At 60.1% G+C, this 21,795-nt stretch carries 16 protein-coding genes; 3 read left to right on the plus strand and 13 right to left on the minus strand.

Features of this window, described 5'->3' with window-relative positions; all coding sequences use genetic code 11:
- Position 1: 1 nt before the first annotated feature.
- From GXB78_RS00920 to GXB78_RS00980, 13 genes are all read right to left on the minus strand, one after another.
- Positions 2-1,462 carry a hypothetical protein gene (locus GXB78_RS00920; RefSeq protein ID WP_329513776.1) on the minus strand — a complete coding sequence of 487 codons (1,461 nt, stop codon included), beginning with the start codon at positions 1,460-1,462 and terminating at the stop codon, positions 2-4.
- A gap of 51 nt (positions 1,463-1,513) precedes the next feature.
- Positions 1,514-2,422 carry a glycosyltransferase family 2 protein gene (locus tag GXB78_RS00925; RefSeq protein WP_329513777.1) on the minus strand — a complete coding sequence of 303 codons (909 nt, stop codon included), beginning with the start codon at positions 2,420-2,422 and terminating at the stop codon, positions 1,514-1,516.
- Positions 2,415-4,169 carry a carbamoyltransferase family protein gene (locus GXB78_RS00930; protein WP_329513778.1) on the minus strand — a complete coding sequence of 585 codons (1,755 nt, stop codon included), beginning with the start codon at positions 4,167-4,169 and terminating at the stop codon, positions 2,415-2,417. The genes GXB78_RS00925 and GXB78_RS00930 overlap by 8 nt, the downstream gene beginning before the upstream one ends.
- Before the next feature lie 172 nt (positions 4,170-4,341).
- Positions 4,342-4,671 carry a YceK/YidQ family lipoprotein gene (locus tag GXB78_RS00935; protein WP_408005092.1) on the minus strand — a complete coding sequence of 110 codons (330 nt, stop codon included), beginning with the start codon at positions 4,669-4,671 and terminating at the stop codon, positions 4,342-4,344.
- A gap of 180 nt (positions 4,672-4,851) precedes the next feature.
- Positions 4,852-6,303 (minus strand): lipopolysaccharide kinase InaA family protein, encoded by a 1,452-nt coding sequence (locus tag GXB78_RS00940; RefSeq protein WP_329513779.1) that lies wholly within the window; start codon positions 6,301-6,303, stop codon positions 4,852-4,854.
- A complete protein-coding gene (locus tag GXB78_RS00945; RefSeq protein ID WP_329513780.1) occupies positions 6,303-7,055 on the minus strand; it encodes a lipopolysaccharide kinase InaA family protein in 753 nt (250 codons plus the stop codon). Before GXB78_RS00945 ends, GXB78_RS00940 begins: the two co-directional genes overlap by 1 nt.
- The gene (locus tag GXB78_RS00950; protein ID WP_329513781.1) at positions 7,052-7,786 is read right to left on the minus strand and encodes a lipopolysaccharide kinase InaA family protein; all 735 of its coding nucleotides are present in this window, start codon (positions 7,784-7,786) and stop codon (positions 7,052-7,054) included. Before GXB78_RS00950 ends, GXB78_RS00945 begins: the two co-directional genes overlap by 4 nt.
- Complete coding sequence (rfaP, locus tag GXB78_RS00955; RefSeq protein ID WP_329513782.1) at positions 7,786-8,592, minus strand: lipopolysaccharide core heptose(I) kinase RfaP; 807 nt, start codon at positions 8,590-8,592, stop codon at positions 7,786-7,788. Before rfaP ends, GXB78_RS00950 begins: the two co-directional genes overlap by 1 nt.
- On the minus strand, positions 8,592-9,713 hold the full coding sequence (locus tag GXB78_RS00960) for a glycosyltransferase family 4 protein (protein WP_329513783.1): 1,122 nt from the start codon (positions 9,711-9,713) through the stop codon (positions 8,592-8,594). Before GXB78_RS00960 ends, rfaP begins: the two co-directional genes overlap by 1 nt.
- Positions 9,713-10,774, minus strand: a complete 1,062-nt coding sequence (gene waaC, locus GXB78_RS00965; protein ID WP_329513784.1) for a lipopolysaccharide heptosyltransferase I — start codon at positions 10,772-10,774, stop codon at positions 9,713-9,715. Before waaC ends, GXB78_RS00960 begins: the two co-directional genes overlap by 1 nt.
- A gap of 1 nt (position 10,775) precedes the next feature.
- On the minus strand, positions 10,776-11,810 hold the full coding sequence (waaF, locus tag GXB78_RS00970) for a lipopolysaccharide heptosyltransferase II (RefSeq protein ID WP_329513785.1): 1,035 nt from the start codon (positions 11,808-11,810) through the stop codon (positions 10,776-10,778).
- Positions 11,811-12,119: 309 nt separating this feature from the next.
- Positions 12,120-15,059, minus strand: coding sequence for a bifunctional [glutamate--ammonia ligase]-adenylyl-L-tyrosine phosphorylase/[glutamate--ammonia-ligase] adenylyltransferase (gene glnE / locus GXB78_RS00975; protein ID WP_329513786.1), 2,940 nt, complete (start codon positions 15,057-15,059; stop codon positions 12,120-12,122).
- Positions 15,056-15,181 (minus strand): hypothetical protein, encoded by a 126-nt coding sequence (locus tag GXB78_RS00980; RefSeq protein WP_329513787.1) that lies wholly within the window; start codon positions 15,179-15,181, stop codon positions 15,056-15,058. Before GXB78_RS00980 ends, glnE begins: the two co-directional genes overlap by 4 nt.
- A 262-nt stretch (positions 15,182-15,443) precedes the next feature.
- Here GXB78_RS00980 and aceE point away from each other — a divergent pair, with 262 nt between their 5' ends.
- The 3 genes from aceE (at position 15,444) to GXB78_RS00995 (ending at position 21,741) form a co-directional block, all read left to right on the plus strand.
- Positions 15,444-18,089 (plus strand): pyruvate dehydrogenase (acetyl-transferring), homodimeric type, encoded by a 2,646-nt coding sequence (gene aceE / locus GXB78_RS00985; RefSeq protein ID WP_329513788.1) that lies wholly within the window; start codon positions 15,444-15,446, stop codon positions 18,087-18,089.
- Between the two features lie 11 nt (positions 18,090-18,100).
- The gene (gene aceF / locus GXB78_RS00990; RefSeq protein ID WP_329513789.1) at positions 18,101-20,068 is read left to right on the plus strand and encodes a dihydrolipoyllysine-residue acetyltransferase; all 1,968 of its coding nucleotides are present in this window, start codon (positions 18,101-18,103) and stop codon (positions 20,066-20,068) included.
- A gap of 275 nt (positions 20,069-20,343) precedes the next feature.
- Complete coding sequence (locus tag GXB78_RS00995) at positions 20,344-21,741, plus strand: alkaline phosphatase D family protein (RefSeq protein WP_329513790.1); 1,398 nt, start codon at positions 20,344-20,346, stop codon at positions 21,739-21,741.
- Positions 21,742-21,795: the final 54 nt, after the last annotated feature.

A 21,795-nucleotide genomic window follows, 5' to 3' on the forward strand; every position in this document is an offset into this window, starting at 1 on the left:
CTTACTTGCCGATCACCAGAATCGTCGCACCCTTGCGATTGGCGAAGCGCTCGATGATGCGCATTTTGTGTGTCGCCAGCCATTCGCCCAACCACGGCTCATCGCCCTTCCCTTCGATGAGGAAATAACGATACTCACCGGCGTGTTCGGGCGACATCGCCTGTTCACGGGTCAGCGTCGGCAGCACGTAACCCCGCCCCGCGTAATAGCTGATGCGACCGTCTTCGAACCAGGCGCTGGCGTCAGGCTCAACGTGCGCGGACATCCAGCGCCCGGCGGCCACGTAATGGGTCTTGCCTGCGCCAGTCGAAATCACATTCGACAGCATCACCAGCAACGCCGCCACGACCAGCACTTTGGTCCAGCGCGGAAACTGCCGGGCAAACGCCGCCAGCCCCATCGCCAGTAGCGGTACGAACAGCAGATTGAGAAAGCTCAGATAACGGGCATTCATGAATTGCTGCTTGATGAAAAACAGCATCAGCACTACCAGATACAGCAATGCCGCCCAGGCAAACGGACGATAGTCACGCCAGTAAACACCCAGCACCCCCCAGTTGCGACGCAGGACAAAAGGCGCCGCGAATGGCCCCATCAGCTTGACGAATGTAATCGTCATCGTCGCCAGCAGGCCGAAGAACACGATGCGCCCGGCTTCATCCTGGGAATACTTGTTGATCAGCGAGTTGCCAAATTGTTCGGACAGCATCTGAAACGAGGCGTAGACGCTGTGCGGTGCAATCATGTCCAGATAGAGCATGAAGCGCGCCGACATGAACACTCCAAACGCCGATGCAACCAACAGCCCCACCACCGGCAACAGAGCAAACTGCAGCAAACGAGTGCGCTGGCCAGAGCGCCACACACCCGGCATTTGCCACAGCCCGAGCGCAGGCAACAACAGCAATGCCTCAAGCCGGAACAGCGCCGCAGCCACGATCGCCAGGTGAATCAGTCCAGCCCTGATCCAACCGCCCAGCGCTTGCCACCGCAGCGCCTGCCATAACGCCAGCGTGCAGAAAAACCAGAAACCGCATTCGCGGATGATGTCATTACGAAAAGCATTGACCGCGGGCATCGCCAGCACAATGAGGCACGCCCAGCCGGCAATCTCGGGAGAGCGTCGGCGAATACAATCGACCATCAGAGCACTGGTGCCGGCGAAAAACAGACCGCACCAGAGATAGGCGCTCAACTCCAGCGGCAACAGCAGGAAGCGATGAGTCAGGGCCAGAAGAATGGAGAACCACGGCCAGTCGAAATGCGCCCAGGCCACATCTGCCCCATGCAAGACAACCTGGTGTGCGATATCGATGTACAACGCTGCGTCGCGCCCGACCGTTGCGGTACCCGCCACAGCAATCAGCGACAGTAAAATACTTGCCCAGAACGCCACACTTACCGGCCGTTCACTGAACAACCGAACAGCCTTGACCGCCAATTTACTGTCCGTACCTTTCACCCAGCCCCCTCAACATCACGCGCCACAGGTACGCAAAAAAACACGATCGCTTTATTTGAACAGCAGACGCAAGGCTTTGCGCATATATGACCAGCGTCCGAGGATGCGCCAATCGGCACGCAACGCTTGCATATAGAATGTTTTCGCCAAGGCATACTCGCCATGGGAGTAGCAATCGCGGAACAACGACAGACAACGCTGCGCCAGATAAGCCTGGCGCAAATCCTGGAACTCTTCTGGCATCCGTTGCCTGGAAAAAACTTCACCGACCACCTGCTCGGAACCCGCCGCCAGGCTCTGGCGCAAATCGTGGCGCATGCTGTCGGCGTGCTTGTAAATGAGCGCCAGTGGCTGCTCGACCACCGTGCAGGGAAAGTGCGCCAACACCTGGGCAAAAACCGGGAGATCTTCGACGTTGCGCAGGTGCTCCGGATAGTTGCCCGGCGCGAATACCTCACGATGCATTGCACAGGCGCCATTTGAGATCGACACCGTCTTGTCCAGCAGATAGCCCCTGACTCGTTGTCGCACCGTGGCTGGCAGCGGTTTGACAGCCTGCAGGCTGCGCTTGCCACCGGAGAAGATCGACCAATGAGCGCCGATGATCATCCGCGTGTCAGGATGAATGGCGATGTGTTGCGATAGCGCCGCCAGAGCACCGGGAGCCATCTCGTCATCTGCATCGAGAAAAATCAGAAATTGCCCGGTGGTTTCCTCGATCCCGCGATTGCGAACTGAAGACAGCCCACCATTGCGTTGGCGTATGGCACGAAAACGCCCGGCATGCTCGATCAGCAACGCTTGCATCACCTCAGGCGTCGAGTCAGTGGACCCGTCATCGATAACCAGCAGATCCGCCGCCGCATCATGCAACTGCACCAACACCGATTCCACGGCCCGAGGCAGCGAATGGGCGTAGTTGTACGCGGGAATGACGACGCTGATCAGTGTTTCAGTCAAGACTGTTTCCTTGCACGCCTTCTTTGACGACAAGAATATCTTCCATGATCAGATATTGCAGGTCAGAGCCAAAAAACATGTTCAGGGCGTCGGTGGGCGAGCAGATCATCGGCTCGCCACGACGGTTGAGCGAAGTGTTCAGCGATACGCCGTTGCCGGTCAGGTTTTCCAGCGCCTTCATCATGTCGTAGTAGCGCGGATTGTATTCGCGCTTGAGCACCTGGGCACGGGAAGTACCGTCCTCATGGACAACTTCCGGCACGCGGGTTTTCCACTCTTCGGCGACTTCGAAAGTGAAGGTCATGAACGGAGCCGGGTGGTCGATCTTGATCATCTGCGGCGCAACCGTGTCGAGCATCGACGGGCAGAAAGGCCTCCAGCGCTCGCGGAACTTGATCTGATGGTTGATACGGTCAGCCACACCGGGAATGCTCGGGCACCCGATGATCGAACGACCACCCAATGCGCGCGGGCCGAACTCCATGCGACCCTGGAACCAGGCCACAGGATTACCTTCAACCATGATTTTGGCGATCTGCTCCGGCATGTTGTCGAGCTTGCGCCAGGTCGGCTTGTTCTCGTGACGGGCGCAGGCGGCAATCACGTCTTCGTTGCTATAGGACGGGCCGAGGTAGACGTGCTCCATCTTCTCGACTGGTACGCCACGGGCGTGCGACACGTAAGCAGCAGCGCCGACGGCGGTGCCGGCATCGCCGGACGCAGGCTGTACGAACAGCTCTTTGATGTCGTCGCGCGCAATGATTTTCTGGTTGAGCTTGACGTTCAACGCACAGCCACCGGCGAAAGCCAGTTTGCCGGTTTCCTTGAGGACGTCGCCCAGATAGTGGTCAATCATCTGCAACGCCAGCTTTTCGAACAGCGCTTGCATGCTCGCGGCGTAGTGGATGTACGGCTCGTCAGCGATGTCGCCTTCGCGCTTCGGACCCAGCCACTCGATCAGCTTCGGCGAAAAGTAAAAGCCTTTGCCCTTCTCTTTATAGCGGCGCAGGCCGATCACGTTGGCGTAATCGGTGTTGATCACCAGTTCGCCATTCTCGAACGAGGCCAGACGCGAGAAATCATATTTGCTGGCATCGCCGTATGGCGCCATGCCCATGACCTTGAACTCGCCGTCGAGCATCTCGAAGCCAAGGAATTCGGTGATCGCACCGTACAGACCACCAAGGGAGTCCGGATCAAAGAATTCCTTGATCTTGTGGATCTTGCCGTTTTCGCCGTAGCCGAAGAACGTCGTGGCGTATTCGCCCTTGCCATCGATGCCGAGGATCGCGGTCTTCTCTTTGAAACCCGAGCAGTGATAGGCGCTGGAAGCGTGGGCCAAGTGGTGCTCGACCGGCTCGATCTTGATTTTCTTCGGATCGAAGCCCAGTTGCTCCAGGCACCAGACGATCTTGTTGCGATAGCGCTTGTAGCGACGGTTGCCCATCAGGATCGCATCAAGAGCACGATCCGGCGCATACCAGTAGCGCTTGGCGTAATGCCAGCGGGCCTTGCCGAACAGGCTGATCGGCGCGAATGGAATCGCTACCACGTCAACGTCGGACGGTTTGATGCCGGCCTGCTCGAGGCAGAATTTCGCCGATTCGTAGGGCATGCGGTTCTTTGCATGTTTATCGCGTACGAAGCGCTCTTCCTCAGCCGCCGCGACCAGCTTGCCGTCGATGTACAACGCTGCGGAAGGATCATGGCTAAGGGCGCCGGACAGGCCAAGAATCGTCAATGCCACAGGGGTCTAGCCTCTTTAGTCTGCATGCAGGCGCGATGCGCCTTGAGTATTGATGTGCCCTCGCACAGGACGAGTGGCAGCTAAAGGGCGGGATTATAGCGTAAACATCAGGGGAATTACCCGGTGCGAATAGCGACCTGCACGATTGGTCCGAATCAACAGGCTCAACGACTCAATAGCCGTCTCTGCGCCAGTAAATACTCAGATTTGAATCGGTAATCTGCCGATAAACCGTGTAAGGCAGCGAAAGCGTATCGAACACCGCGGACAGCGGTAGATCGAGCAACACGAAGGGCGCCAGCATCCCCGTCGGATCGGGCGGCGCATTCAAAGTGCAAAAATCGAAGGCCAGTCCACTGTAAATGCGCGGAATCGACTGGCAATAGGTCTTCTTTTTGCGCAAGTCACGGGCAGCATCGGCGTCGCCCTGTAAAACGGTTGAAACACTGCCGCAGCCGGACAGAACCGCAGACATTACGCTCAGCGTCAGAATTTTTTTCATGCTCAAGATTCGCCCTCCGATATCGTCAGGCAAATTAGCATCGAGATCGAGCAGGGCACAGTTCATGGCTTCTGGAGAAACTGTAGGACAAGTCGCTGTGTTTTGTCCGTTACTGCCCGCGGACTCGGATCCGCAGGGGATCGAGTCCATCGCAGGAAGCGGCCTGCTCGCGAACAGGAGTCACCCCGCGCTCGAGACCTCTTTCGGCAGGCGCTGATCAATGACCTGATACAACGCACTGCCTGGCGGCCAGTTGCGCATGAACCGCGCACGATCCCGGGCGTAGGCCGGGGCAAAGCTGCTGACAGAGCCGTGCTGGCACATCGAGTCGAGATCGATCAGCGCCCAGCGATCCGCGTGCCAGAACAGGTTATGGCCTTTGAAATCGCCATGGCTGATCCGCTCAGCGATCAATTGTGCGAAGAGTTGGTCCAGCGCGTGCAATTCGGCTTCCGGTGCCTGGCCATTTTCCACGTACGGTGCAAAGCGCTCGATGATGTCTGGCCCCGGCAGAAATTCGGTTACCAGATAGGCACTGCGGCGCAACCACAGAAAGCGCTGTTCCAGTACCGCCAGCGGTTTCGGCGTGGCGATACCAAGGAACGCCAGGCGATTGCCTTCGCGCCACGAATGCCAGGCCCGGCTCGGGCGCCAGAAGCGCTTGAGCCAATGGGCGAAACCCTTGATGTTGTAGCGCTTGATCACCAGCATACGGCCGTCTGCCTCGACTCGGCCGACGCTGGCCGCGCCGCCGGTTTTGTACAGATGCCCCCGATCAAGCAACGCGTCGGCCTGTTCGAGCACCGGCAGCATGGCGGCTTCTTCTTCGCGGCGAATGGCGCGCAAGGCGAATGCGCCGCGGCGAACCGCAAACAAGGTGCAGTCGCGGCCGACCTTGATCAGATAATCCCTGAGTCGCCAGCTACGGACCTTGTCGATCTGCTTCTGCAATGCCTCCAGCGGCAAGGCATGCTCGCTGTTGCTCAACAGGTAATACACCAGCAACTCTTCGGTGAACGGCTCAAGTAACCTGGGTAGCTGAGCGAAAAAAACCCCGAGGTTTTCCAGCACTTTTTGTCGGGACAATGGCTGCCCTGCCGTTTCCGCACGAACGCCGGCGCCATCGATCAGATACAACTGACCGCCATGACGCAGCAGGTTGTCCAGATGCAGATCCTCCTGCCAGAGTCCTTTGCCGTGCATCCGACCGATAGCATCCAGCGCTTCGGCCAATACGGCCGTCTGCTCATCGGCCAGCGCCGGCAGAGACTCGACCTTGGCCCAGGCATCACCAAGGCTTTCGGCACCTTCGAGAAATTCGAACAGCAGCCAGCCACCCTCGCCGTCTTGCAGTCCATCGGCCAGCAGCAGCGGCGTGGTCAGGCCCTGTGCGGCGAGCAATCGCACGCCTTCCAGCTCACGCTGGAAATGCCGGGCGGCCTTGCTCCCAACCAACAGTTTTGCCAATACCGGCCGACCGCGCCAGACCCCTGCACCAACGTAGCGCTGCCCTGGCAATACCCGCAGCAGGCTCAGCAATTGCAGATCCGCCGTGCCGGCGGCGTCCGCCAGGGTCACGGTAAGGGGCAGTGAAGGTGCGCGCCCGGAGCGGGCCAGCTCGGACAATTGCATCAGCGGGTCTCCTTGTGGCTGCGCCGCGCCGTCAGCCGCACAAGCCAGCTGTCGAGCAGCGAGCTGTCAGTCGGCTGATCGAGATAAGCCGCGAGCAATTGGCGCAAGTCTGCCTCGCTCCACTGCGGCGCGCGACGTTGCAATGGCTCCAGGTCCTTGACCCGATCACGCATTCCGAACAACAGCGGCCGGGTTTTTTCCAGGTCGATCAGTTGCGCCTCAAAGGCGTCGCCGGTGGCGCGCAGGAAAATATGTTTGGGATAGAAACAGCCATGCACTTGACGCGCGCCGTGCAGCCGCCGCGCCAGAAGCCCGCAAGCATTGAGAATGGCTGAATGCTGCGCGGCACTGAGCTGCGCCCAGCGCGCCAGCAGCGAATCCAGATCGCTCCAGCCATCCAGTGCGCGTGTGAGCAGAATGGCGCGCACTTCACCCTCTACCTTGCGCTCACCGAAATACGCCGCTTGCAATGCCGGGATGCCAAGCTTGCGGTAGCGGCTGATGTTGCGAAACTCCCGGGCAAAGCTCGGCTCGCCAAACGGCGCATGCAAGGTCCGCGTCAGGTAATTGCTCTGGCGCTTGAGGTAATAACCCTGGCCTTCCAGATCCAGACGGAACACGCTGCTCCAGCCGCCGCCGGCGGTGTTGGGCTCATCCACCGCCTCAAGCTGCTTGGCCCACAGCGCGTCGAAAGTGCCGAGACCGTGACGCTCCAGCAGCGCACGGTCTTGTTCGGCGAGAAAATCAGTCATTCACGTCCCTCAAAAAATCTCACCACGTGCCGAATCCGTTTCTTGTCGGCGACATCGAGCCGATCGCACTGGCGGTATTGCTTATAGAAGCGCAGGCGCTGGGTATTGGACAGGTGATATTTGGCCAGCTTGTCGAGACAGGCCAGGTCCTTGGTGATCCGGTACTTCAGCCAGAAGCCGCGCCAGAACTCACCGTTTGGGCAATCGATGAGGAAGATGCGCGCCTGATCGTCGATCAACAGGTTGCGCCATTTCAGGTCGTTATGGGTAAAACGGTGATCATGCATTGTCCGGGTATAACCGGCCAGTTGCCGACTGACACCGTCAACCCAGGCACGATCCTTGAGCTTGGGATCCTTGCGTTCGGCCAGCGCCGAGAGATCCTCGGTGTTGGGCAACTCGCGGGTGATCATCGCACCACGGTCATAAGCGGCGCCGCGCCGCTCCAGACCCCAGGCCACCACTTCAGCGGTTGGAATGCCCCACTTGGCGAAGCGCTTGAGGTTCTGCCATTCCATCTTCACGCGCGGCTTGCCGAGGTAGCGGCGCAGGCCTTTACCGGCGCCGACGTAGCGCTTGACGTAGTAATTGACGCCGGCGCGCCGCACCCGAACGACTTCCGACAGCGGGTCGCGAGTCAGGCGTTCGCCCTGTAACGCAAACACAGCTTCGAGGCTGCCGAAGTCTTCGGCGAGGTCGCTGTACTGCGGCTCAAGAGTCCAGCCCGCCATCAGAGCGCATCCCCGTAACGCTGTTTGCGCGCGTAGAGCTTGTCGGCCTTGCCTTGCAGCCAGCTCAGCAGTGGCGCCTCTTCTGCCAGAATCCGCCGCAGCGGTTGCTGGAAATAGCCTTTGAGGAAACGCAGCTTGTCGCGACGGGTCAGGCCGATGTCCAGCGCGGAGAAGTACAGCGCCGCCAGATCCTTGTTGCGCCAGCGCCGGGTGATTTTTGCGCGGGTCTGGGCTCGGTGCAGATCGATCACCGAGAGTTTGAAATCTTGCGGCGTGACCGGTTTGTCGGTGTGCAGCAGAAAGTGGCAGATGTAGCAGTCGCGGTGATTGACCCCGGCGCGGTGCATCATGCCGGTCATCCGCGCGACCTCTGCAATCAGCGCGCGCTTGAGCCTTGGCTCGGGCGGCTGCTTGACCCAGTCGATGCTGAAGTCTTCGAGGCTGATGGTCGGCGCCAGTTCTTCGGTGACAATGAACGAATGCTGATCCGCCGGATTGCTGCCCTTTTCGCCGTACGCGACAGCAGTCATGGTCGGCACGCCGGCTTCCTGCAAGCGCTGAATGGCTTTCCACTCTTGCCCGGCGCCGAGCACCGGCAGCTTGGCGGTCAGCAGATTCTTGAAGATCTCGCCCCAGCCGATGCCTCGGTGAATCTTGACGAAAAAACCATGGCCGTCGACTTCCGTGCGCAATGTCCGGCGCGCTTCCAGCTCGCGGTATACCTCGCCCTGCAAACCTTCGACTGCGGCGAACGGGTCGCGTCCGGCCCAGAGGCTTTTGAACGGTTCAGCCAGCATCAACTTCATTAAGCGTGCTCCGCCAGAATCACATCGGCCGCGTGCTGCGGCATGCTGTAGAGGTCGGCCGTCTCGGCGAAGGCCAGACCGTTGCGGCGCCAGGCCGCACGTGCAGCGTCGTTGCTCAACATCTCGTTCAGGTATTGCGTCAGTTGCGCCTGCTCGAATGGCTCGTCCAGCACTCGCCCGGCATCGGCATCGGCAATGTAATGGGCGTAACCGCAGACCGCGCTGACCAGCACCGGCAACCCGGCCACCAGCGCTTCCAGCAGCACGGTGCCGGTGTTTTCGTTGTAGGCCGGATGAATCAACAGGTCGGCACCGAGCAGGAAACGCGGGATATCGCTGCGCCCTTTGAGAAAGGTCACGTTGTCACCCAGGCCCAGCGTCGCACTCTGCATCTGGAACAATTTGGGGTCATCCTGGCCGATTACAAACAGCCGCGTGCGTTTGCGCAATTCGGCTGGCAACGCGGCCAGCGCTTTCAGGCTGCGATCGACACCCTTGGTCTTGAAGCCGGAGCCGATCTGCACCAGCAGCAACTCGTCGTCCTTGAGATCGAATTCGGCGCGGAACCCGGCGCGAATCTCATCGGCATCCGGCGGACGCCGACGATCCTGGGCGATGCCCGGCGGCAGCAGGTGGAAGCGCTCGAGAGGCGTGTCGTAATACTTGATGAACAGCGGCTGTTGCACTTCGGAAATCATCAGCACTTCGGTCTTCGCGTCTTTGGCGAACACCGCGCGCTCGTACTCGGCGAAATGGCGATAGCGGCCCCAGCGGCGGTACAGCGAGTTGCGCAGGTTCTGCGCCTTGTCTTCGAAGCAGCCATCGGCGGCGTAGTAGACGTCCAGGCCCGGCATCTTGTTGAAGCCGATCAGGCGATCGACCGGGCGCTTGGCCAGGTCCGCTGCCATCCACGCGCTGAGTTTTTCGTTGCGGCGGTGATTGAAGAACGCTTTGACCGGCGCCACCAGCACTTCGAATCCCGGCGGTACGTCGCCTTCCCAGATCAGCGTATAAACGCGAATCCGGTGGCCGCGCTTCTGGCATTCGAGGGCGATGCGCATGAAGTCGCGCTGCAAGCCACCGAACGGGAAATATTTGTACAGGACGAATGCCAATTGCATCAGCGCAGCTCCTCAGCCATCAATAACGTGCTCAGTCTGCTGGCGACACGCTCGGGGTTTACACGCGTGAAGCACAAGGGCTGCTCGCGTTTCAGGTCAAACTGACGGGCATCCTGCTCGGTCGGTTGATAGGTACATTTTTTCTGCAGGCAGGGCGCGCACGGGAAGTCGCTGGCCAGATGAATCTGCAGCTTGCCGTAGGCGCCGGTCAGGCCCGGGTTGGTCGGACCGAACAACGAAATCGTCGGCACATCCAGCGCAGCGGCCAAGTGGCCGAGACCGGTGTCCACCGCCACGCAAGCCTGCGCGCCGGCGAGGACTTTGCCGACGCCGGCCAGATTCAGCTTCGGCAGCACTTCGGCGTGTTTGAAGCCGGCGGCAATGCGTTCGGCGCGGGCCTTTTCCTGCGGGTTGCCCCACGGCAGCTTCACGCCAACGCCGAGGTAGCCGACCCGCTCGGTCAGCTCGCGCCAGTAGATTTCCGGCCAGTGCTTGGTGTCCCAGGTGGTGCCGTGCAGGAACACCACGAAGGCATTCTTGCGCGGCAACTCGACCAGACGTTCGACGTTGAGACCGTAATCGCCGAGGCCTTTGGGCAAGTCGTATCCCAGAGCAATGGCGAACAACTGGCGCACGCGCTCGACGGCGTGCTGGCCACGGGCGACGGCGAGTTTACGGTCGTAGAAGCGTGCAGCCATCGGCTCGCGAGCCGAGGTTTTATCCAGGCCCGCCACTGGGGCTTTGACGTAGCGGGTCAGCCAGGCACTCTTCAACAGGCCCTGGGCATCGATCACCAGATCGTATTTGTTCGCGCGCACGCTCTGTTTGAAGCGTTTCCACTCGCCACTGGTGATGGTTTTCCACAGATTCTTGCGCCAGCGGCGGATCGCCACCGGAATCACTTTACCGACCGCCGGGTGCCAGGTTGGTATCTCGGCGAAGCCTTCTTCCACCACCCAGTCGAACTTGATCCCCGGGATCGCGCGGGCGGCGTCGGTCAGCGCCGGCAACGCGTGAATCACGTCGCCCAACGATGAAGTCTTGATCAGCAATACCCGCAAGTTAATGAACCTCGACCACGGAGCCCTGCAACTTCTGCAAGGCATCGTTGACCGCGTCCGGCATCAGCTGGCGCAGGCAGTTGTAATGACCGAAACGGCAGGTGCGATCGAAGCACGGGCTGCATTCGATGCCCAGGCGAACGATCTCGACCTGCTCGGCCAGCGGCGGGGTGAAGCCCGGCGAGGTCGAGCCGTAGACCGCGACCAGTGGACGATTCAACGCCGCGGCGACGTGCATCAGGCCGGAATCGTTGGACACAACGGAATCGGCACAGGACAGCAGATCAATGGCCTCGGCCAGCGAGGTACCGCCGCTGAGGTTGACCGACTCTTCGCGCAAACCCGGGATCAGCCGGGCGCGAATGTCTTCGCCCACGGCATGATCGTTTTTCGAGCCAAACAGCCATACCTGCCAGCCTTCGCGAATGCGTGCTTCGGCAACTTTCGCGTAATGTTCAGACGGCCAGCGTTTGGATTCGCCGAACTCGGCGCCGGGGCACAGGGCCAGGACCGGACGATCGAGCGTCAGGCCGAACTTGACCAGTGCCGCTTCGCGGGTCACCGGGTCGATTTGCAGACTCGGGCGCGGGTACGGCTTCGGCAATTCAGCGTTCGCTTCATAGGCCAAGGCCATGAAACGCTCGATCATCAGCGGATAGCGTTCTTTGTCGAGGATGCGCACGTCGTTGAGCAGACCGTAGCGGAATTCGCCGCGCCAGCCGGTGCGCTTGGGGATGCCGGCGAAAAACGGCACCAGTGCCGATTTCAGCGAATTGGGCAGCAGGATCGCCTGATCGTACTGACCACGCAGGGATTTGCCGATGCGCCGGCGCGTCGCCAGTTCCAGCGCACCGTGGCCGAGCGGGAAGCTCAAGGCCTTGCGCACTTCGGGCATGCGCTCAAGGATCGGCCGGCTCCATTCTGGCGCCAGCACGTCGATTGCGCATTGCGGGTGGCGCTGCTTGAGACACTGAAACAGTGTCTGCGCCATCACCATGTCACCGACCCAACTGGGCCCAACGATCAGAATATTCATGTGGTTTCCAAAAACGAACCGGGGAGGCATCTACGCCTCCCCGCCTCGATAATCATTGTGGAAGCGGCGCTGCTGGCGATGGGTCACTTCCTTCAACATGACTGTCGACTGTCACTGCGCTATCGCGAGCAGGCTCACTCCTACAGGGTTTTGCATCTGTTCACATCACTGCGCTCACCGCAGATCACTGTGGGAGCGAGCCTGCTCGCGAAGGGGCCGGCACGTTCAACATTGATGTTGACTGACATTGCGCATTCGCGAGCAGGCTCGCTCCCACCGTTTGAATCTCATTGCCTTTATTGGCGCGTTTCAGCTTAGTCCCAACTCACGCCAGATTCGCAACACCTGTTGCCGCTCTTCGGCAAACTGGTCTCCCGCGATCACGCCCGCGTCTTTCTGCAAGGCCTGCCGATGGGCGGCGGAGCGGTAGGCTTTGTAGGCCTCGCGCAACAGACTGGCATCTTCGGCGGGCATCAGCCCTTCGTGTTCCAGCTCTTCCAGAATGCGGATGTTATCGGTCCAGCGCAGCAGCGGCGGATGGCTGTGCGACCACGCCAGGGCCGCGTATTGCACCATAAATTCAATATCGACGATACCTCCGGCGTCCTGCTTGAGATCGAACGGCACACCAGCCTCAAAAGCATTTGCCGCCGTCCCCGCCGCAGTGCTGCGGGTGCCGAGGTTATCGCGCATCTTCGCGCGCATCTCGCTGACTTCCTGTTGCAGTCTGGTCAGATCCCGCGGCTTGCCCAACACCTGCGCACGGACTTTCTCGAAGGCCTGGCCAACATCCTGACTGCCCACCAGCACCCGCGCGCGCACCAAAGCCTGATGCTCCCACGTCCAGGCTTCATTTTCCTGATAGCGGGCGAACGCGCCGAGGGAACTCACCAGCAACCCGGAAGCGCCGGACGGCCGCAGACGCATGTCCACTTCATAGAGCTGGCCGGAGTTGGTCTGCGCCGTGAGCAAATGAATGATCCGCTGCCCCAGGCGCGTGAAGAACTGCGCGCCATCAATGGATTTCGGCCCGTCGGTTTCCGCCTGCGGATCGCCGTCATGGATGAACACCAAGTCCAGATCCGAACCATGCCCCAATTCAATACCGCCGACCTTGCCATAACCGACAATGATGAAACCGGGATCGCACAAGGTGCCGTCGGTGCGCAGCGGTGTGCCGTATTTGGCCACCGTCTGCCGCCAGGCCAACGCCAGCACTTGTTCGAGAATCGCTTCGGCCAGCCAGGTCAGGTAATCGCTGACCTTCATCAACGGCAGACTGCCGGCGATTTCCGAGGCAGCCACGCGCAAGCGATGCGCCAGTTTGAAATGGCGCAAGGCTTCCATTTGTTGTTCGAGGTCGTCTTCTGGAATTCGGGTCAAGCGTTCGCGCAACTCGGCCGCCAACTCCGGCGCCAGCGGCGGCTTGAACAGGCGGCCCTCGTTGAGCAATTCGTCGAGCAGCAACGGGAAGCGAGTGATCTGTTCGGCAATCCACGGGCTCGCCGCACACAGGGTCAACAAACGTCGCAGCGCGCCGGGGTTTTCCGTGAGCAAAACCAGATACGCCGAACGCCGCGCCACCGCCTCTACCAGCGGCAGCACACGCTCAAGCACCAGATCGGGATTGTCATGCTCAACCGCTTGCGCAAGCAGTCGCGGAATGAAAGCGTCGAGACGCTCGCGCCCCAGCCGCTGCATCGCGCGCAACTGCGGACTGCCGCGCAAACCGGCCAGCGCCTTCAGGGCTTTGCCGGCATCGACGAAACCGCCCTCTTCCAACTGCCGGCACGCGGCCTCTTCGTCCTGTTCTTCTTCCCACAACGGCAGCCATTCACCGCCGACCACCACTTCGCTTTCGCTGCCTTCTTCCTCGTCAGGATCGGCAATCACCTGGGCGAAATGCCAGGCCACGCGTCCGCGCCAGTACATCAGCTGTTCATGGAAGGCCGGCCAATCGGCGAAACCCAGCATGAAGGCGATGCGCGCCTGATCCTGCGCGCTGTCCGGCAGCATCTGCGTCTGACGGTCGGCAATCGCCTGAATCGCGTGTTCGGTGTAACGCAGAAATTCGTAACCCTCGCGCAATTCACTGACCACCGCCGGCGGCAGATAGCCCTGCCCTTCCAGCGTGCTCAGCACCTTTAATAGAGGACGCTGTTGCAGGCTCAGATCGCGACCGCCGTGGATCAATTGAAAGGCCTGAGCAATGAACTCGACTTCGCGGATGCCGCCGGAGCCAAGCTTGATGTTGTCGGCCATGCCCTTGCGCCGCACTTCCTGCTGGATCAACTGCTTCATGGTGCGCAGCGCTTCGATCGCCGAGAAGTCCAGATAGCGCCGATAAACGAACGGCCGCAGCATGTCGAGCAACTGCGCTCCGGCGACCTGATCGCCAGCCACCACCCGCGCCTTGATCATCGCGTAGCGTTCCCAGTCGCGGCCCTGATCCTGATAATACTGCTCCAGCGCATTGAAGCTCAGCACCAATGCGCCGGACGAGCCGTATGGGCGCAGGCGCATGTCGACGCGGAAAACGAAACCATCGACTGTCATCGGGTCGAGTGCCTTGATCAGACGCTGGCCGAGGCGGATGAAGAATTCCTGATTATCCAGCGAGCGCTTCACGCCAACGGTTTCGCCGCCTTCGGGGTAGGCGAAGATCAGGTCGATGTCCGAAGAAAGATTCAGTTCGACGGCGCCGAGCTTGCCCATACCGAGGATGACCATCTGCTGCGGCAGACCGCTGCGCCGCCCGGTCGGCGTGCCGAATTGTTCGCAATGGCGGCTGTACAGCCATTGATAGGCCTGATCGATGGTGGCGTCGGCCATGTCCGAGAGGTCGCGACAGGTCTGCACCAGATCGGCCTGACGGGTCAGGTCGCGCCAGATGATCCGCACCTGATGCCGTGCGCGCTGGCGACGCAAGGCGCGGCCGAGCTCATCTTCGTACTGCGCGCTGTTCGCGGCGGCAGCGATCTGCGCGCGCAACTCGCCGGGCGCAAAGGGTCGGTCGAGTTCGCCGGACGCCACCAGCGCCAGCAACATCAAAGGGTCACGAATGCTCTGTTCAATGACAAACTCGCTGGCGGCGGTGACGCGGGCGAATTGCGCCCAGCGCTCCGGGGTCCAGTTCGACAGGCCGTGATCATCTTCAAGGGCGGCGACGGCCGTACGGAACGACTGCTCGGATCGGCTGACCAACGGCAGGAGAATGGCGGGCAGTTCGGCAAGCGCGGGCAGGGTCATGGTCTATCCTTGATCGGCGTATAAAGGGCCGCTTGTAGTGAATGATGAAAACCCGCTACGCGAAGGACTGTCGAACAAAAGTTAGAAATAGCTGAAATTTCTTCTTCTTTGGCATCCAGCATCAAACTTTCACCTTATTCGGATGGAAATCGAGCCGCCTTAACGATTATTCTCACAACGCAGTCGGAGGCCACAAGCCTTTCATCTGTAGTTTTACTACTCGTCTATACATTCGAAAGGCTGAAATGCCGGAAGATTTGTAGTAAAACTACACGCCGCCGGAACAACCTGTCGGCAATCCAAGAATTTTAAATCGTCTGCCCACAAGGCCAGTCGCAAACTCAGGCAACCGATTCTGGAAGCCTTTCCGCCCTGGAGCAAGCCATGCAAGACCTCGATCCCGTCGAAACCCAGGAATGGCTGGACGCCCTGGAATCGGTTCTCGACAAAGAAGGCGAAGACCGTGCTCACTATCTGATGACCCGTATGGGCGAACTCGCGACCCGCAGCGGCTCGCAGCTCCCTTACGCGATCACCACGCCTTACCGCAACACGATCCCCGTTACCCACGAAGCACGCATGCCTGGCGACCTGTTCATGGAACGCCGCATTCGCTCGCTGGTACGCTGGAACGCGATGGCCATGGTAATGCGCACGAACCTGCGAGATTCGGACCTGGGTGGTCACATCTCCAGCTTCGCTTCCAGCGCGACCCTGTATGACATCGGCTTCAACTATTTCTTCCAGGCCCCGACCGACGAACACGGCGGCGACCTGATCTACTTCCAGGGCCACACCTCGCCAGGCGTTTACGCCCGTGCATTCATGGAAGGCCGCATCACCGAAGACCAGATGAACAACTTCCGTCAGGAAGTCGATGGTCAAGGCCTGTCGTCCTATCCGCACCCTTGGCTGATGCCTGACTTCTGGCAGTTCCCGACCGTATCGATGGGTCTGGGTCCGATCCAGGCGATCTACCAGGCGCGCTTCATGAAGTACCTGGAGCACCGCGGTTTCATTCAGCCGGGCAAACAGAAAGTCTGGTGCTTCCTGGGCGACGGCGAGTGCGACGAGCCGGAATCCCTGGGCGCGATCTCCCTGGCCGGCCGCGAGAAGCTGGACAACCTGATCTTCGTCATCAACTGCAACCTGCAGCGCCTCGACGGCCCGGTTCGCGGCAACGGCAAGATCATCCAGGAACTCGAAGGCGTGTTCCGCGGTGCACAGTGGAACGTGACCAAAGTCATCTGGGGCCGTTTCTGGGACCCGCTGCTGGCCAAGGACGTCGATGGCATCCTGCAACGCCGCATGGACGAAGTCATCGACGGCGAGTACCAGAACTACAAAGCCAAAGACGGCGCGTTCGTTCGCGAGCACTTCTTCAACACGCCTGAACTCAAGGCAATGGTTGCCGATCTGTCCGACGACGAGATCTGGAAACTCAACCGTGGCGGCCACGACCCGTACAAGGTCTACGCGGCGTACCACGAAGCGGTCAACCACAAGGAACAACCGACCGTCATCCTCGCCAAGACCATCAAGGGTTATGGCACCGGTGCCGGCGAAGCGAAAAACACCGCGCACAACACCAAGAAGGTCGACGTCGAGAGCCTGAAGCTGTTCCGCGATCGTTTCGACATCCCGGTCAAGGACGACGAGCTGGAAAACCTGCCGTTCTTCAAGCCAGAGCCGAACAGCGCCGAAGGCCGCTACCTGGCCGAGCGTCGTGCCGCACTGGGCGGTTTCGTGCCACAGCGCCGCGCGCAGAGCTTCAGCGTACCGACTCCGGATCTGGACACTCTCAAAGCCATCCTCGATGGCTCGGGCGACCGTGAAATTTCTACCACCATGGCTTTCGTGCGGATCCTCGCGCAACTGGTCAAGGACAAGGAAATCGGCCCGCGCATCGTCCCGATCATCCCGGACGAAGCCCGCACCTTCGGTATGGAAGGCATGTTCCGTCAGCTCGGCATCTACTCCTCGGTCGGCCAGCTCTACGAGCCAGTCGATAAAGACCAGGTGATGTTCTACAAGGAAGACCAGAAAGGTCAGATCCTTGAAGAAGGCATCAACGAAGCTGGCGCCATGAGCTCGTTCATCGCTGCCGGTACTTCGTACTCCAGCCACAACCAGCCGATGCTGCCGTTCTACATCTTCTACTCGATGTTCGGCTTCCAGCGTATCGGCGACCTGGCCTGGGCCGCCGGCGACAGCCGTACCCGTGGCTTCCTGATCGGCGGCACCGCCGGCCGTACCACCCTGAACGGTGAAGGTCTGCAGCACGAAGACGGTCACAGCCACCTGCTGGCCGCGACCATCCCGAACTGCCGCACCTACGATCCGACCTACGGCTACGAGCTGGCAGTGATCATTCAGGACGGCATGAAGAAGATGACCGAAGAGCAACAGGACATCTTCTATTACATCACCGTGATGAACGAGTCGTACCAGCAGCCAGCCATGCCGGCTGGTGCCGAAGAAGGCATCAAGAAAGGCATGTATCTGCTCGAGGAAGACACTCGCGATGCGGCGCACCACGTTCAGCTGATGGGCTCTGGCACCATCCTGCGCGAAGTGCGTGAAGCGGCGAAGATCCTGCGTGAAGAGTTCAACATCGGCGCTGACGTGTGGAGCGTCACCAGCTTCAACGAACTGCGTCGCGACGGCCTCGCTGTAGAACGCAGCAACCGTCTCAAGCCTGGCCAGAAGCCGAAGCTGAGCTACGTCGAAGAGTGCCTGAACGGTCGCAAGGGTCCGGTCATCGCCTCTACCGACTACATGAAGCTGTTCGCCGAGCAGATCCGTCAGTGGGTACCGTCCAAGGAATTCAAAGTCCTGGGCACCGACGGTTTCGGCCGCAGCGACAGCCGCAAGAAACTGCGTCATTTCTTCGAAGTCGACCGTCATTTCGTGGTGTTGGCAGCCTTGGAAGCACTGGCTGACCGTGGTGATATCGAACCTAAGGTTGTGGCTGAGGCCATCGTCAAGTTCGGCATCGACCCGGAAAAACGCAACCCACTGGACTGCTGAGGAGACATTTTGTGAGCGAACTCATTCGCGTACCTGACATCGGCAGCGGTGAAGGTGAAGTAATTGAACTGTTTGTGAAGGTCGGCGACCGCATCGAAGCCGACCAGAGCATCCTGACCCTGGAATCGGACAAGGCCAGCATGGAAGTGCCGGCCCCGAAAGCCGGCATCATCAAGAGCCTGAAAGTGAAGCTGGGCGACCGTCTGAAAGAAGGCGACGAACTGCTCGAGCTGGAAGTCGAGGGCGCCGCTGAAGCGGCCCCTGCACCTGCCGCCGCACCTGCTGCGAAAGCCGAGGAGACACCGGCTGCCGCACCTGCTGCTGCCGCGCCTGCCGCTGCCCCTGCTGCCGCTTCGGTACAGCAAGTGCACGTGCCGGACATCGGTTCGTCGGGCAAGGCGCAGATCATCGAGATCCAGGTCAAGGTCGGCGACAGCGTCGAAGCTGATCAGTCGTTGATCACCCTCGAATCCGACAAGGCCAGCATGGAAATCCCCTCGCCTGCCGCTGGCGTGGTCAAGGCCATCAGCGTCAAGCTCAACGACGAAGTCGGCACCGGCGACCTGATTCTGGATCTGGAAGTGGCAGGTGCTGCGGCCCCTGCTGCTGCCGCTCCGGCTCAGGCTGCTGCGCCTGCTGCCGCCGCTGCGCCAGCCCCGGCTGCTGCTCCGGCAGCAGCGGCCGCTGACAGTGTTCAGGACATCCACGTCCCGGACATCGGTTCGGCCGGCAAGGCGAAGATCATCGAAGTGCTGGTCAAGGCCGGCGACACCGTCGAAGCCGACCAGTCGCTGATCACCCTGGAATCTGACAAGGCGAGCATGGAAATTCCATCGCCTGCCGCTGGCGTGGTCGAAAGCGTTTCGATCAAGCTGGATGACGAAGTCGGTACCGGCGACCTGATTCTCAAGCTCAAAGTCAAAGGCGCCGCACCTGCTGCGGCCCCGGCTCCGGCTGCTGCACCGAGCGCTCCGGCACCTGCCGCGGCTGCTCCGGCCGCCGCTGCATCTGCTGCCGCGCCAGCCGCCGCACCGGCTGCTACACCAGCGAAACCGGGCGCCAAAGTTCACGCCGGTCCTGCCGTGCGTCAACTGGCCCGTGAGTTCGGCGTCGAGCTGAGCGCTGTTGGCGCCAGCGGCCCGCACGGTCGCATCCTCAAGGAAGACGTGCAGGTTTACGTCAAGGCGATGATGCAGAAGGCCAAGGAAGCACCGGCCGCTGCTGGCGGCGCTACCGGTGGCGCGGGCATCCCGCCGATTCCGGTGGTCGATTTCAGCCGTTTCGGCGAAATCGAAGAAGTGCCGATGACCCGCCTGATGCAGGTCGGTGCTGCCAACCTGCACCGCAGCTGGCTGAACGTGCCACACGTAACGCAATTCGACTCCGCGGACATCACCGAGCTGGAAGCCTTCCGTGTTGCACAGAAAGCCGTGGCCGAGAAGGCTGGCGTCAAGCTGACCATCCTGCCGCTGCTGCTCAAGACCTGCGCGCACTTGCTCAAGGAACTGCCGGACTTCAACAGTTCGCTGGCGCCAAGCGGTAAAGCGATCATCCGCAAGAAGTACGTGAACATCGGCTTCGCCGTCGACACCCCGGATGGTCTGCTCGTGCCGGTGATCAAGAACGTCGACCAGAAGAGCCTGCTGCAACTCGCTGCCGAAGCAGCTTCGCTGGCTGAAAAAGCCCGCACCAAGAAGTTGTCCTCGGACGAGATGCAGGGCGCCTGCTTCACCATTTCCAGCCTCGGCCACATTGGCGGCACCGGCTTCACGCCGATCGTCAACGCGCCGGAAGTGGCGATTCTTGGTGTTTCCAAGGCAACCATCCAGCCAGTCTGGGACGGCAAAGCCTTCCAGCCGAAACTGATGCTGCCACTGTCGCTGTCCTACGATCACCGTGTGATCAACGGTGCTGCAGCCGCACGCTTCACCCAGCGTCTGGGCAGCCTGTTGGGCGACATCCGCACCATCCTGCTGTAACCCAACGGCCCTCCGGCAACGGAGGGCCGCTTGCTGCACCCTTTCGAGCGCCACACGCTCGTACCTCAACCCCGTCAATTGACGGGGCTTTTTTTGCCCGAAATAAACCGGACCGCGCCTCTTTCCTACAACCTGCGCTGACATCGGCCACAGGTCTGGTCCACTTCACGCCAATATTTTCCGCCGCCGGCCAACTAACCTCTGCTCAGGAAAGTTGCATCAACGCGCTCCGCTTATTTAATTCTTGTTTATTCAAATCTCGAACGGAATCGATCATGTTCAAACCAACTATCGGCCCCATCGTGGGCCACACCACAACTAACGAAGTACGTATTTTTCTTCGTGGCGAACAACAGGACGGCAAACGCGTATTTGCCGGAGTTCGCGCTCGCAAAGCCGGCGCGGACAAATGGTCCAACAGCGTATTTGCACTTTTGAATCCAGCCAATGACATGTCGGGTGTCCTGGTATTGCAGGATCTCGAAGCCGATTGTGAATACGAATATCAAGCCGGATGGTTGAGCCCGATGAATCCGGTGCACACCATCGACACGGTGGTGGAGTTCCCATTGCAGTGGCCGCGACAGCTCTACCGCTTTCGCACGCGCACCGCGCAGGCCAGCCAGCCGCGGGGCTTTATCGTCGGTTCGTGCCGTTATCTGCGGATCACCGCAGGTATCGCTTCCTTGCCGCAACTGGGCGACCGCATCTTTGGCTCGATCAATCAACTCGTCGAGAACAGTCATTTACCGGTCAGTGCGGTGATAATGACCGGCGATCAAGTTTATGTAGATGATTTGAATATCATTGCACCGGATCGCGAAGCCAAAGACATTCTGAAAAAGTATCGAACGGCATTCTCGCAACCGAATATTCAACAACTGATGTCCAATACATCGACTTACATGATGCTCGACGATCATGAGATCGAAGATAACTGGCCCGCCAATGCCAAAGCAGCGGATAAGGATTTATATCGCAACGCCATGGCCGCTTATGAACTTTATCAAGCCAGCCACAGCCCGGTTTATGCATGTAATGAGGAGGGCCAGATAGACCGGGATACCTTGAAGCATTACTGGTATGAGTTTGGCGACAGCGATATCGCCTGGTTCGTGACGGACAGTCGCACGCGGCGCGACCTGTCGAAAGAAGACCGGCGCATTCTCGACGCTGAGCAGGAACAGGCGCTGCTCGACTGGCTGATCCACAACCCGGCACGGGTGAAGTTCGTGGTGACCAGCGTGATGTTCTATCCCGATCGCAAGTTCAACGGTGACGATGCCTGGAAAGCCTTTCCCGAACAGCGTCTGCGCCTGCTGGAAACCATCCGCAGCCAGCGGATCAAGAACGTGGTGTTCGTCTCCGGCGACGTTCATGGCTCACTGACCAGTCGCCTGAGTCACAGCGAAGACGCGGATTTCGAAGTGCACACCATCGTGTCCTCGCCGTTGCACAACAGCAAATTGCTGCCGTACGCCAAGGCCTCGACGTTTATCCTCGATCAACCGCTGGTGCGCACGGCAGCCGGGGATTATCGGCACGAGCTGACCAGTGCCGTGGTGAGTCAGGACAATTTTGCGCATGTGGTCGTTGAGGCTGATCAGATATTGGTCAATTACCATGACCGCGATGGCAAGAAGTTGCAGTCGATCAGTATGAAATTGCGTTGAAATACCAGAAGATCGCAGCTTTCGGCAGCTCCTACATGGCTACGTGGCGCCTGC

The sequence above is a fragment of the Pseudomonas moraviensis subsp. stanleyae genome (assembly GCF_036283065.1).
Classification (GTDB): domain Bacteria; phylum Pseudomonadota; class Gammaproteobacteria; order Pseudomonadales; family Pseudomonadaceae; genus Aquipseudomonas; species Aquipseudomonas stanleyae.

What these genes read in the sequence shown, in the direction of transcription:
- GXB78_RS00950 (WP_329513781.1), bottom strand. Translation starts at nt 7,786, where the DNA reads ATGGCGGGCTGGACTCTTGAGCCGCAGTACAGCGACCTCGCCGAAGAC.
- GXB78_RS00945 (WP_329513780.1), bottom strand. Translation starts at nt 7,055, where the DNA reads ATGACTGATTTTCTCGCCGAACAAGACCGTGCGCTGCTGGAGCGTCAC.
- GXB78_RS00940 (WP_329513779.1), bottom strand. Translation starts at nt 6,303, where the DNA reads ATGCAATTGTCCGAGCTGGCCCGCTCCGGGCGCGCACCTTCACTGCCC.
- rfaP (WP_329513782.1), bottom strand. Translation starts at nt 8,592, where the DNA reads ATGAAGTTGATGCTGGCTGAACCGTTCAAAAGCCTCTGGGCCGGACGC.
- GXB78_RS00980 (WP_329513787.1), bottom strand. Translation starts at nt 15,181, where the DNA reads ATGCTGGATGCCAAAGAAGAAGAAATTTCAGCTATTTCTAACTTTTGT.
- glnE (WP_329513786.1), bottom strand. Translation starts at nt 15,059, where the DNA reads ATGACCCTGCCCGCGCTTGCCGAACTGCCCGCCATTCTCCTGCCGTTG.
- aceE (WP_329513788.1), top strand. Translation starts at nt 15,444, where the DNA reads ATGCAAGACCTCGATCCCGTCGAAACCCAGGAATGGCTGGACGCCCTG.
- waaF (WP_329513785.1), bottom strand. Translation starts at nt 11,810, where the DNA reads ATGAATATTCTGATCGTTGGGCCCAGTTGGGTCGGTGACATGGTGATG.
- GXB78_RS00960 (WP_329513783.1), bottom strand. Translation starts at nt 9,713, where the DNA reads ATGCAATTGGCATTCGTCCTGTACAAATATTTCCCGTTCGGTGGCTTG.
- GXB78_RS00935 (WP_408005092.1), bottom strand. Translation starts at nt 4,671, where the DNA reads ATGAAAAAAATTCTGACGCTGAGCGTAATGTCTGCGGTTCTGTCCGGC.
- GXB78_RS00995 (WP_329513790.1), top strand. Translation starts at nt 20,344, where the DNA reads ATGTTCAAACCAACTATCGGCCCCATCGTGGGCCACACCACAACTAAC.